We start from the raw sequence: 14,956 nt of genomic DNA on the forward strand, positions 1-14,956 counted from the left end.
GACCATGACCGCCACCATCGCACTGAGTATCGGCATCGTCTTTCTGGCCGAACTCGGGGACAAGTCCCAGCTGATGGCGCTGACCTTCGCGCTGCGCTATCGGTGGTGGGTCGTGCTGGGCGCGATCGCCGCCGCCACCGCGGGCGTGCACGTCATCTCGGTCGCGATCGGCTACTTCCTCGGCGCGTCCCTGCCCACCACCGCGATCGCCTTCGTCGCGGCGACAACCTTCCTGGCGGTCGGACTCTGGACGTTGCGCGAGCACCTGTCCGCGGACGAGGAGCAAGCGCCCGCCGCCCCCCGCAGCACCGCCGCGCCGTTCCTGGTCGTGCTCTCCGCCGTCCTGCTCGCCGAGTTGGGCGACCGGACAATGTTCGCCACCGCCGCACTCGCCACCGACAACCACTGGTTCGGCGTCTGGCTCGGCTCGACCATCGGCATGGTGGCCGCCGACGGCCTGGCCATCGCGGTCGGCATCCTGGTGGGCAAGCATCTGCCCGAACGGCTCATCGGCGTGGTCTCGGGCGTGCTGTTCACGGTCATCGGCACCGTCACGCTGCTGTCCGCGCTGACAGTCGCGCCGCTGGTGGCGGCGGCCATCGTGGCGGCGGTCGTCGCGCTCGTCGCCGGTGTCGCGGCCGGACCGCTGCTGCGCGGCCGCCGCACCCCGGCGTCCGTGGACCCAGCGCCTCCGGCGGATGCGGAAGCGATGGATGTGCTCGCGCCTGCGGGTGCGGAGACCGACACCCTGCCCGCCGCCCGCTGAGCGCTCAATCCTGCGTCGGCGGCCCGCCGTAGAGCGCGCCGCCCCGGCGCACCATATCCAGCAGAGGTTCGCGCAATCGCCGCAAACCGTCGAGGTCGTCGGCGGCGATGCGGGCCGTCGCCATCGCCCCCACCGCCGCGGCGAAGGCGATGCACGCGAAGCGCTGCGCGTCGGTCCGGGCGTCGAGCACCTCCGCGATCAGCGCCACGAAGGAGGCCTGCAACTGCGCCCTGGTGGCCAACGCCTTCGATCCGACCGCGTACACCTCGACCAGGTACAGCCGGGCATAGGCGGGATCCTCCACCAGACCCTCGAGATAGGCGGTCACCAGCCGGTCCATCCGCTCCAGATCGGGCCGGTCGACCGGTGCGTCCTCGTGTCTGTCCGCCGCCGCGGCGATCCGCGCGACGAGCCGCTCCACCGCGCGGGCGTAGGCGGCTTCGAAACAGTCCTCCTTCGAGCGGAACTGTTCGTAGAAGGTCTCCCGTGACACGCCCGCCCGCTTGAGCACCGCCGCCACCGAGGTATTGACATATCCCTGCGCGGCCATGGCATCGGCCATCGCGTCCAGGATCCGGTCCCGTTGGGAGGCGATCACCTGCTCCCTGGGCAGCCCGTGGCGTCCCCGGGGGAGCTGGCGCGCGCTGCCTGCCTTTCGCTGCATACCTCGATTTTCCCCGCTGTGTTCGAGGGAGCCGTGGGTGGGGGCTCGAGTGGCACGGGTTAGGGTGCCATTGACGAAGGGCCAACTGGCTGTCACGAACGAGAGGACCATCGTGGAGATTTCGGGTTCCGCCGCCATCATCACCGGCGGCGCAAGCGGCCTGGGCGCCGCTACCGCCAAGCGTTTCGCCGAGCTGGGCGCCACCGTTTTCGGCCTGGATGTGCCCGCGTCGATCGAGCGCGCCGGTGACAATGTGCCTGCAGGCGTCACCCTCATCCCGGCCGATGTCACCAGCAACGACGAGGTGTCCGCCGCCGTCGCGCAGGTCGTCGAGTCCGGTGTGCCGCTGCGCGTCGTGGTCAACTGCGCCGGTGTCGGCTGGGCGGGTCGTATCCTGTCCAAGAACGGACCGCACGACCTCGAACTGTTCCGCACCGTGATCACGGTCAATCTGCTCGGCAGCTTCAACGTCATGCGCCTGGCCGCCGACGCCATCGCCAAGACCGAGCCGGTCGACGAGTACGGCCAGCGCGGCGTCGTCATCAACACCGCCTCCGTCGCGGCCTTCGAGGGCCAGATCGGTCAGATCGCCTACTCGGCGTCCAAGGGCGGCGTGCACGGCATGACGGTTCCGGCCGCGCGCGACCTGGCGCAGTTCGGCATCCGCGTGAACACCATCGCCCCCGGCATCATCGACACCCCGATGCTGGCCGGCGTGACCGAGGAGTACCGCAAGGGCCTCGAGGCAGGCGTGCCGTTCCCCTCGCGCCTGGGCCGGCCCGACGAGTACGCGCAGCTGGCGCAGTACATCGTCGAACACGACTACCTCAACGGCGAGACCATCCGGATGGACGGCGCGCTGCGCATGGCGCCGCGCTGATCGCCCGAACACCGCTCCGCACCCGCGAAGGCCGTCGCCGAACTCGATTCGGCGGCGGCCTTCGCCGTTCCCGCGCCGGAATGCCCGCCCGGTGCGCAACAGTCGGGCGGCCCGTTCGTGCCCCCGGCGTCGCCGACGACCGGGTCAGTCCTCGGGACGGTGACCGATTCCCAGCAAGGCGGTCGTCGTCAGCGGGGCGTTCGGCCGGTAGTTCTCCTCGAGGTAGGCGCACATGATCTCCGCGTGCCGTCGCCACTCCACCTCGCCGACCTCGTGACGCATCAGTGTCAGCGGCGCGCTGCCCCGCAGCATGTGCTCGAGGAAGCTGACGGCACTCGGGAATGTCACCGTGCTGGTGTGGCGCTGGATGGAGACCCCGGCGAAGCCGGCATCGCGCATCTCGCTCGCGAAGACCTCCGGATTCTCCAGGCTCGAGTAGACCGGCGCGGGCTCTTCGGTGATCGATCCGGCCGCGCACAGCGCCGCGTACACCGTCCGCATCAGCGAGGACTCCGCGACCGGCGCCCAGCTGGACACGACCGCGCCACCACCGGGCCGCAACACCCGGAACATCTCCGCGAAGCCACGGCGGCGGTCGGGAAACAACATCAGGCCGAACATCGAGAAGGCGGCGTCGAACGACGCGTCGGCGTAGGGCAGGTGCTGACCGTCGCCGAGCCGAACCTCGACGTTGCCGAAACCGGCGGCCTCGGCCTGCTCACGCAGCAGCCGCACCATCTCCGGGGAGAAGTCGACCGCCTGTACCTCGGCGACCCGCGGCGCCGCGAGCAGCGTCAGTGTGCCGGGCCCGGCGGCCACATCCAGCACCCGGGATCGGGCGTCGACGCCGACGAGTTCGAGCGCTCGCGCCGAATAGGTCGACATCTGCCTGCGGGAGTACGAAGCGTAGCCTTCGGCGGCCAGATCCCATGTCTTCGCCGCCGGCAGCGGGATACTGGACATGTCTGCCGGATTCCTTTCGACCGACACAGGCTATCCGGCAGCGCGCCCCCGCACGCGTCGAGGGCGAAGATTCAGGCGGCCAGCAGCATGGCCAGCACCGCGGTATCCGGATCGCTGATCGGATCCAGCCCGACCCGGCTGACCAGCGAGGTGACCGTGCCGTCGGCCTCCGCCTCCGCCCAGGCCGCGCGATGTTCGAGCCCCAGGTGCGGCACCCCGGGCAGCAGCACGCAGCCCGAGGCCGCGCCCACGCACTCCGGTAGCGAAGGACTGGTCTCGGCAGGCGGGTGCAGCATCAGCAGCGCGGGCGGAATGTGCGCGGCGAACGCGCCCGGTTCCAGGGCCTGTTCTCCCAGTACCGGTCCCTCGGCCAGCACCATGCCCACCGTGCCGGGACGCGGATCGTCGGGCAACTCCTCGCGTACCCCGAAGACCGTCGTGGTCGGCAGCAGGCCGGGCAGCGAGGCCACCCGCACCGCGAGCACCAGCACCTGCGCCCATTCCTTGGTGGTGTCGGGCCAGCGCCCGGAGATGATGAACCCACGCAGGCTGCCGTGGGCGTGGAACGGGGTGATACCGATGGAGTCGCCGATCGTCATGTCTGTGCCTCCCGAACTCCGGCTACCGGGGGCGGCGGTGCCCATCCGCGAAATGTCTGGATCCCGAGAATGACCGATACGTCATTTGGCACACAAGTACCAGTGAGTGCCAGATGAGGTACGAAACGACGAAGCCGCGGCCTCCTCGGGTGAGGAGACCGCGGCCATGTGTGCTCCGGCTGCCACCGGGCGGGTGCTACCGGATCAGAAGACCAGGCCCTTGCCCTGGCCGACGGCGCGCGCGAAGCGATCCTGCACATCGGCCCAGTTGACGACATTCCAGAAGGCCGTCACGTAGTCGGCCTTGACGTTCTTGTACTGCAGGTAGAAGGCGTGCTCCCACATGTCGACCTGCAGCAGCGGGATGATGCCCAGCGGCACGTTGGCCTGCTGGTCGTAGAGCTGGAAGGTCAGCAGCTTCTGGCCGAGGGTGTCGTAGCCGAGCACCGCCCAGCCCGAGCCCTGCAGGCCGTTGGCGGCGGCGGTGAACTGGGCGCGGAACTTGTCGAACGAGCCGAACTGGTCGTCGATGGCCGCGGCGAGCTCGCCGACCGGCTTGTCGCCACCGTTGGGGGACAGGTTCTTCCACCAGATCGAGTGGTTGACGTGGCCGCCGAGGTGGAAGGCCAGGTTCTTCTCGTGCAGGAAGATGGCGCTGTGGTCGCCGGCCTCGCGAGCGGCTTCCAGCTTCTCCAGCGCGGTGTTCACACCGGCGACGTAGGCCGCGTGGTGCTTGGAGTGGTGGATCTCGTTGATCTGCCCGGAGATATGGGGCTCCAGAGCGCTGTAGTCGTAGTCCAGATCTGGCAGCGTGTACTCAGCCACGATGTCCCTTCCTCGATGTCGGGCTGTGGCGCCCGGTTGTGGGCGCCCCAGCCATCATTCGTACACCCGCTCGGTACCAACTCACCCGTACGCCCCGGTGTTCCGCCCGTGATCGGGTGATCGACGGGCAACCGCGCGATTCCGCCGTCCACCGCGATCCGAGCGGGTGGCCCGGCCGCGGGCGGGGCCGGGCGGGTGCGGTTGCCCGAACCGGCGTCGGTGTCGCCGGAACAGGCGTTACCCGCCGGGACGAGCTGATCTTGGTTCCCGGCATGAACGATGTCAATGACACCGATGTGGACATCGTTGTCATGCGGATCCGACCGTCATGTGGCCGATTTCACGCACTCCCGGTCACAGCGGCGGGATGATCTCGAACTCGAGCGTGCGCGGATCGCCCTTGTCGTGGGCCTGCCACCACCGCGCGCCGTTGGCGATGAAGTCGGCCAGCGGAATCTCGGTGCCCGACCGGTCGTGGATGGTGAGGTCGTCGAACCACACCCGCACGTCGAGTTCACGCGGATTGGTGCCCTCTTCCTGGGAGAACTCCAGGACGTGGGCGCTCACCCTGTCCTCGACCACGGTGTCGAAGCTGAGCAGCTCGCGCCACAGGGCCCAGCCGCTGTCGTCGACGTCGATGTACTCCCAGCCGTGCAGGCGGCCGCCGCCGAAACTGCGAATCGCCCTGGCCAGGCCGTCGATGGTCAGCGGAAGCACGTCCGGCGGCGCGTCTCCCCAGGCGTGTACGCGCAGCGAGGCGGCGATGCGGGTGACGCCGCTGAAGGTCAGGCGCAGTGGCCGTTCGCGGGGGGCGTCGCCGTTCTCCGGAAGCACCGGAACGCCGAGGTCGAGCACCAATCGTGCCGCGGCCGGGTCGACATCGGCATTGAGGCAGACCGCCTCGGCGAGCGCGGTGTTGAGTCCGTCGGCATCGAATCCATCGCGAAGCCCCCTGGTCTGAGTCATGCGCCCAGGCTAGCGAGACAGGGGGCCTTGATGCGAGATTTCGCCTTTTCGTTACGTCGTGGCTCGGATGGAACCGATCCGGCGATCGTCGCGTCCAAGTAGTTGTCGGATTCCGTACGGGCCGACCGGTGCCGGGATGCCGCGGCGGCGCCGGGCCCGCGGCCACCCGGCCCGCGGGTGAGGGGCTGCGCCGCCGGATTCCGAGGCGTCGGCGGGCGATCGCTCCGGGATGTTCTAGGAGGGGAGTCCCGGATCGATCGTCCGCGACGCCCGTTCCCGGCGCTCGGTGATCCGGCTTCCGGGCACCGTCGTTCATCGCGGGTTTGCTTATAGTTCGCCCCTGTGAATCCCGGTCCGGCGATAGCTGCCGCCTGTGGATCAGGTTGTGGATTATGTGGATAACTTCGACGAAGATATGCACAGGCCACAGCGAACAGGGCACGGACCGGCCATGGCGGAGAAAACAGACCACAGGTCGGGAAAATGGTTTGCGCGGATACCGCTGCTCCCGGTCGGCCCGGGTATCTCCCCGCGCGGCGGGACACATGGCAGGATCGAACTGTGAGGAGCTCGGAAATTCCGTCGGCCCAGGTGGCCGAGGTGCCCGGCGAATTCGACACGCCCGTCCCCTCGGAGCACTCGGGCGGACGGCGCGCCATCCTGCTCGATGTGCGCGAGGAAGACGAATGGCAGTCGGGCCACGCGCCGGGGGCCGTCAACATCCCGATGGTCGATGTGCCCGCGCGCGTCGACGAACTGGACTACGACAGCGAGATCTACGTGATCTGCCGTCAGGGTGGACGCTCGATCGAAGTCGCCGTGTACCTGGCCCATGTCGGCTTCGAGACTGTGCAGGTCGAAGGCGGCATGGTGGCCTGGCAGCAGATCGGTCGCCCGCTGGTCGCGGAGGGAGACCGACAGGCGAAGATCTACTGACGGCGATCTTCGCGACAGTGATCTCCTGACAGCGATCTACTGACCGACAGCGGTCTACTGACAGCGGTTTACTGACAGCGATGTACTGACAGCGGTCTACCGATGGCGAAGGGCGGGAATGCGCGGTGAGTCCAGTGGGAGTGAGTTCGGTGGTGCGGTGAGTTCGGTAGTTCAGCCGTGTGCGCGCTGCGGTGCGCGATGGGCGGTCCAGACGGCGCCGATGCACTGGTGCCCGCGTTGTCGCGGCGTGCTGCTCTCGCCGGGGCCCATCGACGCGCCCGCGCAGCGCCGCAATTACCGCTGGGTCGCACGAAAACCGGATCACCGGTCCGCACGTCAGGCGAACCGATCCGCTCGGCCCCGATCGCTCGGGCCGACGCCGCGCTATCGCGAGATCCCGCGCTGGGGCCTGCGCGATGTCCCCGCGGCAGCCGCGCCGGCGAGCCACCACCGCGTGGAGCGCTACGCGCCGAGGGCCGAACGGCTGCTGCTGATCACCGCATCGCTGTTCGGCGCGGCCGCGCTCGCCGAGACCGTGCGCTATCTCGTCCTGCTGCGTAACCGGACCCGCTTGATCGACCCCACGGTGCTCGCCGTCTCCGATGTCCTCGTCTGGATCTGCTCGATCGGCGCGGCGGTGTCCGCGCTGACCGCCGCGGTGGCACTGACCGGCTGGCTGGTACGCCTGCGCAGACGCGCCTACGCGCGCTCGGGCGCCACCGACCCGCGCTCGCCGATCGCCATCGCCTTCGGCTGTCTGGTGCCGGTGGTCAATCTGCTGTGGCCGGGGGTATACCTCATCGAAGCCGCCGGCGCCCATGAGGATCCTCGGCTGGCGCGTGCGGTGCGGATCTGGTGGTTCGCCTGGGTGGCGGACGGGCTGCTGGTGGCGGCCGCGCTGCTGTGGCGCACCGCCGATTCGCTGCAGGTGCAGGCCGACGGTGTCGCTTTCACGGCGTTCACCGACGCATTCGCCGCCGGGGTCGCGGTGCTGACGCTGGCCGTGGTGCGGCACTTCGACGGCCGGGATCTGCGCGGTCGTGCCAGGATGGCCCATCGGTGGGTGGTCACCGTCGACCCGGCGGTGCCGGTCATCGCGCCGGTGCAGGCCGGTTCCGAACCCCGGGATGCGGACGAGGACGCGATGACCGAGGATCGACGGATCGACAACGGCGAGCAGGACCGGTCCTACGAGCAGGATCGGCTGCGGAAGGAGGTCGTGGCCAAGTGAGCCGGGGTAATCGCGCGCCGTTCGTCGTCGCGCACCGGGGGGCGTCGGCGGTGCGGCCCGAACACACCCTCGCGGCGTACGAGCTGGCGCTGACCGAGGGGGCCGACGGTGTGGAATGCGATGTCCGGCTCACCAGGGACGGACATCTGGTCTGCGTGCACGATCGCACTGTCGACCGTACCTCCTCGGGCACGGGCCTGGTCAGCGAGCTGACCCTGGACGAGCTGAAGAATCTCGACTTCGGCGCCGACGGCGAACCCGCCTCGGTGCTGACCCTCGGCGAACTCATCGAACTCGTTCTCGACTGGCGCAGCAGACCCACCAAGCTGTTCATCGAGACCAAGCACCCGGTCCGCTACGGCGGGCTGGTGGAGAACAAAGTGCTCGCCGAGCTCCAGCGCTACGGGATCGCGACCCCGGCCTCGGCCGATCATTCCCGCGCGGTCGTCATGTCGTTCGCGGCGACCGCGGTGTGGCGCATCCGCCGGGCCGCTCCGCTGCTGCCGACCGTGTTGCTGGGTGAGTCCTCGCGCTATCTCGGTGGCGGCGCGGCAACGACGGTCGGCGCCACGGCTGTCGGCCCCTCGGTCAAGACGCTGCGCGAGCACCCCGAACTGGTGGACAAGGCGGCGGCGGCCGGGCGGGCCACCTACTGCTGGACCGTGGACGAGGCCGCCGACGTCGAACTGTGCGCCGACCTGGGCGTCAGCTGGGTGGCGACGAACCATCCCGGCCGCACCAAGTCGCTGCTGACCGACCCCTGATCGGCACGCCGGGCGCGTTGTCCGCGTCACGGCGGCTGCGGTGTAGTTTGGGCGCTCGTGGGAAAGAGCAAGCGCAACAGTCCGAAGCCCGGAGGGAACCGGGCGCAGCGTCTCGCCGAGCGCAAGGCAGCGCTGGAGCAGGCGGCCCAGAGCGTGACCCGGCCGTTCGAGGGCCTGGCCGCCGAATGCGATCTGGTCGCCCTGCGTGAATTCGTGCCGTCCGCGACGGCCACGCTGCCGCTGGTCGACTCGGTGGCCGCCGAGCGCGAGGTCGTGCTCGGCACGGTGCTGCCGGGCGCGGTCGCGGCCCTGGTGCGCGCCGGTGAGCCGCCGGTGGGTTATGTCGGTGCGCAGGTGCAGTTCGCCGGCGCCGATCCCGGCTCGGATCTGGCCGCGTCGATTCTGTGGACGCAGTCGGCGGAGCCGGGCGATTCGCTGACCTCGGTGGAGAGCGTCGCGGGCGGACCGAAGCTGGCCGATGTGCTCGACCCGACAGCGAGCCTCGAGCTCACCGTCCATCAGGACTTCGATTGGTGGGTGCCCGAGGGCGTGACCCCCGACCCGCAGGTGGCCGCCACCATCGAGCAGGCCAAGCAGGCGATCATGCCCTCGGCGCGGCTGGCGCTGGGCACGGATTCGATCGGCGCGGCCTGGTGGGTGGACGCGGGCGAGAAGGCGCACGTGCGTTGGGTGCGTCCAGAGGACGAGGACGAGCTGATGGCGGCGCTGGCGCGGCTGCACGCGGCGGGCGGACTGCATCTGGGGGAGGGCTCGCGCTTCGCCGGTTCGTTCCGTACGCACGGCCTGCTGGTGCCGGTCTTCGATCTCGATCCCGAGCGTCATCCGAGCGAGTGGGAATCGCCCGCAAGGGATTTCGGTGCCCGACTGGTCGAGGCGCTGGCCGCGGGGACCGAGCTGACCGCCGACGAGCGCAGGTCCAGGGACGGGCTGCGGTCCCGCCAGGTCACGCTGCGCTGAAATCGGTGCGAGAAGTTTTGTGAAAACGCCCTTTTTCTCATCGGCTCTGGGTTAGGTTCATCTCGTCGCCGCAAGGAGGCGCCGGGACAGGAAACCTCTGGACCCGGGATGATGAGGAAAGTAGGGATCCACCATGGAAATCATTCTCGGTCTGCTCACCGGTCTGCTCAGCTCCCTGAGCGCTGAGTGACATTCGATTCGTCGAACACGACAGGCCCGGCTCGCCACCACGAGCCGGGCCTGTTCGTTGTCCGGGTCCTGCCGGGAGTCGCCCGGATGGCCGCCGACCGAGCGGCGATCCCGAGCGAGCGTCTCAGCCCACCGAGCCGCCGGCCACCGGGGGTGCGCCCGAGGTATCGCCTACGCCGCTCATCTCCCTGGCCACGAATTCCTCCAGATCGAACAGGTTCGACCCGGCGCGATCGGCGATGTTGAGCAGGGTGGTCATGGCGGCCACCTCTTCGACCTGTTCCTTGAGGAACCACTGCATGAACTGCTCGCCGAGGTAGTCGCCTTCCTCGCGGGCCGTGCTCGCGAGCCGGACGATCTGCTCGGTGACGGTGCGCTCATGGGCGAGCGCGAGCGCGATCGGCTCACGCGCGGTCTCGAAGTGCGATTTCGCCGAGTCGATGCCGGCGATCTCGACACTGATGTCGCGGTCGAGGAAGTAGCGCACGATCATCAGCGCGTGATTGCGCTCCTCCACCGACTGCCGGTAGAAGCGTTTCGCCAGCTGCGGCAGATCTGCGTTGTCGAACCACACCGCGATGGCGATGTACTGATGTTCGGCATTGAACTCGTTCCGAATCTGATCGTGCAGCAGACTGTGGAATTTGCTGTGCGGGCTCTCCGAATGACTGGACATATTCCAGACATTAGTGCTGGTCAGAACGACTGTCATCCAAGTGCACCCTTATTGAGGTTAGTATTCCCTACCCAGGTGATGCCGCTCCGGCGAGCGTCTCCGACATTGTTCCGAGGGTAGTCTCACCTAATCGCCGAGGGCCTGACCCGCTATTCTCGGAGCAGCCGGATCAGCGTTTCCCGGGGCGGGCATATCGCGGTCGACGAACTCCTCGACGTCGAACAGTGTGCCGTTCTCCCGGTCGAAGACATCCAGCAGCGTGGTCATGGCGGCGACGTTCTCCACCTGCTCGGCCAGGAACCACGTGGCGAACTGTTCACCGAGGTAATCCCGCTGGGACCGGGCGGTGTCGACCAGCATGGTGCAGGCGTCGGTCAAGACGCGCTCGGCGTCGAGCAGAATCTCCACCGCCGCGCGCGGGGACTCGAATTCCGAGCGCGGCTCGTCGACGCCGCCCACCCGTATCTCGAGATCGCGGTCGAGCAGATATCGCACGACGCGCAGCGCGTTCTCCCGGTGCCGGGTGTGGCGTCGATAGCACTGCGCGGCCAGCTGCGGTAATCGCTGTGCATCGAAATAGACCGCGGCAGCGAGATATTGCTGGGCGATGGCGAACCCGCGCCGGACGTGTTCGCGCAACGACACCGGGAACACGTCGGCGAGCGTGCTGTCGGTCATAGCTGAACGCTACCGCGTCAGCAGGTTCTCGGGAATCGGTTTGTCGTCGGCCAGGGCCTCGAAGAAGGGGACCGCCTTGTCCTTGTCCCACAGCAGCACGTTCCCGCTGCCGGACACATCGTCGAATCCGCCCACCGGCACGGTGGTCGCGATGGTCTCGCCGCGCATCGCCCAGCCGAGCCTGCCCAGGTCCCACAGGTGGTCGCCCTCGTCGACCTTCAGCGATTTCGCCGTGCCGGAGGCCAGCGGCCACAGCCGCAGCGGATTGGCCAGCGTCGCCGTACTGGTCGCCTTCTGCAGCAACGCCGACATGAACAGGCGCTGGTTGTTCATCCGGTCGATGTCGGCGAGCGCGGTGGCGCGGGTGCGGACGAAGCCGAGCGCTTCCGGGCCGTCGAGGTGCTGGCAGCCCGCGGGGAGGTTGATGCCCGCCAGCGGGTCGTCGATCGCCTGCGGCAGGCATACGTCTATTCCGTCGAGCGCGTCGACCACGTCGGCGAAACCGGCGAAACCGATCTGGGCGTAGTTGTCGATGCGCAAGCCGGTGGCGACCTCGACGGTCTGTACCAGCAGTTGCGGTCCGCCCAGCGCGAAGGAGGCGTTCAGCTTGTCGCGACCGTGACCGGGAATGCTGACGTAGGAGTCACGCGGCAGGCTGATCAGCGTGGTCGCGCCGGATCTCGGGACGTGCACCAGCATGATCGTGTCGGTGCGCTCGGGCCCGACCTCGCCTCCGGTGGCGAGTTCGCGCTCCTGTTCGGCGGTCAGCCCGGAGCGCCCGTCCGAGCCCACCAGCAGCCAGTTCGTGCCCGGCGTGTCGCCCACGCGATCCGGGTAATCGGCCAGCGCGTCGATCCTGGTGAGCTTGCCGTCGAGATTCATCAGGCCCGCGACCGAACCGATCAGCAGGACCAGCAGGAACACCAGGAACCAGCGGAAGGGATGCCGCTTGCGTCTGCGGCGAGCCGGACCCGGGGCCGGATCGTTGCGCCGCGGCGGAGCCGAAGGCGGTGGCGGTGCGGTGCGGTGCGGTCCGCGGGCCCGCTCGACATGGCGCTCGTCGGCGAAGGGTTCCGGCCGCTGCGTCGGCGCGTACCGGGGACCGCGGTGCAGCGTGGGCGACTCCTCCTGCGCCTGCGAGTAGGCCAGTGGTCCAGCGGCGGCATTCTGGTCGCGTCGCAGCACCTTGGTGGGTTCGACGCGGCGCGCAGGGGCGGCGGCCTGCTGCGGATGATCCGGGCCCGCTTGCCTGCGCGCCGCCTGCGGATGCGGACCGGCTCCGCGGGGATCACCGCGGCGCGGATCGTGCGCGCCGCGCTGCGGGCTCGCGTACTGTGGCGGACTCCCGTGCTGCTGTGGCCGCCCGCGCTGCGGAGCGCCACCGTGCGGTGGGGCCGAGTCGCGGGGATCGGCGGGGCCGGGGCCGTGGGGATCGCGCCCGCGCGGATCCCGGCGGTGTGGCGGGGTAGCGGGCACTCCGGGACCTGCCTGCGGCGGCACCCGGCGTGTCCGCGCAATGCGGGGGTCGTCGCCGTTCATCGATGTCGACTCTACTGTTCGGGGGTGGAAAAGGGGTCTACACCGGATCGCCGTAACCGGGCTCACGCGTTACCCGCATCGGCATGTCGTCGCCGGTGTCGCGCGGCGCCGGATGGGGTGGGGAGCCGGAGCAACCGACCTGCGACATCGTGTTCGCGCGGCTCAGGGCAGCCAGCCCACCCGCCCGCGCAGCGCGACGTAGCCGAGATAGGCCACCGCGTCGATGACCGCGTGCGCCACCACCAGCGGCCAGAGCTTGTCGGTGCGCTGCCAGTAGCGTCCGAAGATCAGGCCCATCGCCACATTGCCGAGCCCGCCGCCGACGCCCTGGTAGAGGTGGTAGCTGCCGCGCAGCAACGCCGAGGCCAGCAGCGAGGAATTCGGCGACCAGCCCAGTGCGCGCAATCGGGTCAGCAGGTAGCCGACGACCAGGACCTCTTCGGCCACCGAATTCGCGCACGCCGACAGGATCAGCACCGGCAGCCGCCACCAGTGGTCGTCGATGGCGCTGGGCACGATGGTCACGCTGAAACCCGAGGCGTGCGCGATCAGGTACAGCCCGAGGCCGGGCACACCGATGAGCGCGGCCAGTGCCAGACCGGGTGGTAGATCCGCGCGCATTCTCGGCCTGGCGAAACCGATCACCCGCGGCCCGATCCCGCTGCGCCACAACAGGTACAAGCCCAACGCCGCCCAACCGGCCAATCTCGCCACGCCGATGAGCTGATACAGCAGATCGATGAACGCTTGATCGGAACGCGAGGCATTGAGCGCGATCGTTCGACCGCTCACGCCTTCCGGCGACAGCGCACTGTCGATCAGCGACAGCGCGGCGCTCACGCCTTGCAGGCCGAAGGTGACGACCAGCACCACCACGATCTCGAGCCGGATCCCCAGGCGCTCGCGTGCGGTCAACTCGGGCACCGGCTGCGGCGGCGCGATGAGCAGCCTCCGTAACCGTCGGCCCGCACGCTCGGGTCCGGCGCTTTCCGGCGGCGCCGATCCGCTGGGAGTGGGTGCCGGGGCGGGCGGTGGCGAGTCGTCTGTGGTGGGTGCCGGGGCGGGCGGTGGCGAGTCGTCTGTGGTGGGTGCCGGGGCGGGCGGTGGCGAGTCGTCTGTGGTGGGTGCCGGGGCGGGCGGTGGCGAGTCGTCCGTGGTGGGCGCCGATCCGGAGTCGGACGATGCTGTTTCGCCCGTTGTCGAGGCCGGCTCCGGGAGGCTGGGGGCTGCTGTTTCGCCGGTGCCGGGCGTCGGGTGCGAGGGGTCGGGCGATGTGAGGTCGGTCCGGTGGTGGCGCGCGTCCGAGTCGGCTGACATGTCGTCGAATCTAGGCGGAGTCGCCGGCGTGGGCGTCGGCTGAGACATGCCGTGCGTGCGTGCGTGCGTCCGGGCGTGGCGGTCGGCGGTGGTGTGCGTCGTGCGCTGGTCAGCTGTGGCGCAGGCCGTTCAGGAACGGGCAGCCCGCGAGGGTGCGGACGGCCCGGCTCAGCGATTCGACGTCGTCGACCGGGGCGGTGAAGGGCAGGCGGACGTCGTGGTCTCCGTCGTGGCCCTCGACCCGCAGGGTCAGGCCGTAGCGGTCGATGGCCAGCGGGTGCACGTCGCCGGTCCGGAGGCGGGGCGGCAGCCGGCGGGCGAGTTGTTCGATGATATCGGGGTGGTCGGCGTCGAGGTGGTGCAGCCAGGCCGCTTCCATCTGGCAGAACGGATCGGGCAGGGCCGAGCGCACCTGGGCGGCGGGGACCGATTCGGCGCCGGTCGCGTCGGCGAGCACGGCGGTGCCGATCACCAGGCGCAGCAGTGTCGCGCCGTGGCCCACGTCGAGCAGCTGCGGGTGCGGGAGCTCCGCGGCCACTTCGCCCGCCAGCGCCCGCTGGGCGTTCTCCGGCACCGGGCGGACCACGCCGCGCAGCCAGACCAACGCGCGCACCGGCTCGCGCAGCGGCAGCGGTGCGTTGTCGGTGAGTTCGAGCACCGCGGCCGTACCCGCCGGACCGGAGTTCGCCGTCAGCGCCGCCGCCGCCGAGCCGGTCGGCACCGCGATCACCACGTCGCCGCACCGGCGCAGATGGTGCACCGATGTGGGCGTGGGCTCGATGCCGGGCAGCGCGAGCACCGAGGTCTCGGCGTGTGCGCAGGCATTGCGCACACGTTCGGCGGCGCTCGGCGCGGTGGTCGGTTTCGTCGGCATGCGGAACCTCCGGGGGCTGCGGCGGCATTTCGGAGCCGCTAATTAGGTAAACCTAAGCTAAGTCACGGCGGTGTGATCCGCAACCCTGCCGTCGCGGTCGATGACCGGCCG

General features: G+C 69.6%; 16 protein-coding genes. 6 read left to right on the plus strand and 10 right to left on the minus strand.

The window, feature by feature from the left end; translation table 11 throughout:
* Positions 1–4 precede the first annotated feature (4 nt).
* Positions 5–766, plus strand: a complete 762-nt coding sequence (locus IU449_RS20120; protein ID WP_195003642.1) for a TMEM165/GDT1 family protein — start codon at positions 5–7, stop codon at positions 764–766.
* Positions 767–770: 4 nt separating this feature from the next.
* Here IU449_RS20120 and IU449_RS20125 read toward each other — a convergent pair whose 3' ends face one another.
* Positions 771–1,430 (minus strand): TetR/AcrR family transcriptional regulator, encoded by a 660-nt coding sequence (locus IU449_RS20125; RefSeq protein ID WP_195003643.1) that lies wholly within the window; start codon positions 1,428–1,430, stop codon positions 771–773.
* 112 nt (positions 1,431–1,542) lie between these two features.
* Here IU449_RS20125 and IU449_RS20130 point away from each other — a divergent pair, with 112 nt between their 5' ends.
* The gene (locus tag IU449_RS20130) at positions 1,543–2,310 is read left to right on the plus strand and encodes an SDR family NAD(P)-dependent oxidoreductase (protein WP_195003644.1); all 768 of its coding nucleotides are present in this window, start codon (positions 1,543–1,545) and stop codon (positions 2,308–2,310) included.
* 144 nt (positions 2,311–2,454) lie between these two features.
* Here the strand turns inward: IU449_RS20130 and IU449_RS20135 are convergent, their stop codons facing one another.
* The 4 genes from IU449_RS20135 to IU449_RS20150 form a co-directional block, all read right to left on the minus strand.
* Complete coding sequence (locus IU449_RS20135; protein ID WP_195003645.1) at positions 2,455–3,273, minus strand: class I SAM-dependent methyltransferase; 819 nt, start codon at positions 3,271–3,273, stop codon at positions 2,455–2,457.
* Between the two features lie 71 nt (positions 3,274–3,344).
* Complete coding sequence (locus IU449_RS20140) at positions 3,345–3,872, minus strand: peptidase (protein WP_195003646.1); 528 nt, start codon at positions 3,870–3,872, stop codon at positions 3,345–3,347.
* Between the two features lie 204 nt (positions 3,873–4,076).
* Positions 4,077–4,697 (minus strand): superoxide dismutase, encoded by a 621-nt coding sequence (locus tag IU449_RS20145; RefSeq protein WP_195003647.1) that lies wholly within the window; start codon positions 4,695–4,697, stop codon positions 4,077–4,079.
* Positions 4,698–5,051: 354 nt separating this feature from the next.
* Positions 5,052–5,663, minus strand: a complete 612-nt coding sequence (locus IU449_RS20150) for a hypothetical protein (protein WP_195003648.1) — start codon at positions 5,661–5,663, stop codon at positions 5,052–5,054.
* Positions 5,664–6,224: 561 nt separating this feature from the next.
* Here IU449_RS20150 and IU449_RS29175 point away from each other — a divergent pair.
* The 4 genes from IU449_RS29175 (at position 6,225) to IU449_RS20170 (ending at position 9,572) form a co-directional block, all read left to right on the plus strand.
* Positions 6,225–6,599 carry a rhodanese-like domain-containing protein gene (locus IU449_RS29175; protein ID WP_416382194.1) on the plus strand — a complete coding sequence of 125 codons (375 nt, stop codon included), beginning with the start codon at positions 6,225–6,227 and terminating at the stop codon, positions 6,597–6,599.
* A 157-nt stretch (positions 6,600–6,756) separates the two neighbouring features.
* Complete coding sequence (locus tag IU449_RS20160) at positions 6,757–7,830, plus strand: DUF4328 domain-containing protein (RefSeq protein WP_195003650.1); 1,074 nt, start codon at positions 6,757–6,759, stop codon at positions 7,828–7,830.
* Positions 7,827–8,594 carry a glycerophosphodiester phosphodiesterase gene (locus tag IU449_RS20165; RefSeq protein ID WP_195003651.1) on the plus strand — a complete coding sequence of 256 codons (768 nt, stop codon included), beginning with the start codon at positions 7,827–7,829 and terminating at the stop codon, positions 8,592–8,594. The genes IU449_RS20160 and IU449_RS20165 overlap by 4 nt, the downstream gene beginning before the upstream one ends.
* Before the next feature lie 57 nt (positions 8,595–8,651).
* Complete coding sequence (locus IU449_RS20170; RefSeq protein WP_195003652.1) at positions 8,652–9,572, plus strand: DUF5926 family protein; 921 nt, start codon at positions 8,652–8,654, stop codon at positions 9,570–9,572.
* Between the two features lie 313 nt (positions 9,573–9,885).
* On the opposite strand, the gene IU449_RS20175 is transcribed toward IU449_RS20170, so the two are convergent.
* From IU449_RS20175 to IU449_RS20195, 5 genes are all read right to left on the minus strand, one after another.
* On the minus strand, positions 9,886–10,437 hold the full coding sequence (locus IU449_RS20175; RefSeq protein WP_195003653.1) for a ferritin: 552 nt from the start codon (positions 10,435–10,437) through the stop codon (positions 9,886–9,888).
* 126 nt (positions 10,438–10,563) lie between these two features.
* Entirely contained in the window at positions 10,564–11,115 is a 552-nt protein-coding gene (locus IU449_RS20180; protein ID WP_195003654.1) for a ferritin, read from the minus strand.
* Between the two features lie 9 nt (positions 11,116–11,124).
* Entirely contained in the window at positions 11,125–12,654 is a 1,530-nt protein-coding gene (locus IU449_RS20185) for an LCP family protein (RefSeq protein ID WP_416382195.1), read from the minus strand.
* 162 nt (positions 12,655–12,816) lie between these two features.
* On the minus strand, positions 12,817–13,578 hold the full coding sequence (locus IU449_RS20190) for a CPBP family intramembrane glutamic endopeptidase (RefSeq protein WP_324188341.1): 762 nt from the start codon (positions 13,576–13,578) through the stop codon (positions 12,817–12,819).
* Between the two features lie 502 nt (positions 13,579–14,080).
* Entirely contained in the window at positions 14,081–14,845 is a 765-nt protein-coding gene (locus IU449_RS20195; RefSeq protein ID WP_195003655.1) for a DUF2470 domain-containing protein, read from the minus strand.
* Between the last annotated feature and the right edge of the window lie 111 nt (positions 14,846–14,956).

The organism is Nocardia higoensis (assembly GCF_015477835.1).
GTDB classification, from domain to species: Bacteria; Actinomycetota; Actinomycetes; order Mycobacteriales; family Mycobacteriaceae; genus Nocardia; species Nocardia higoensis_A.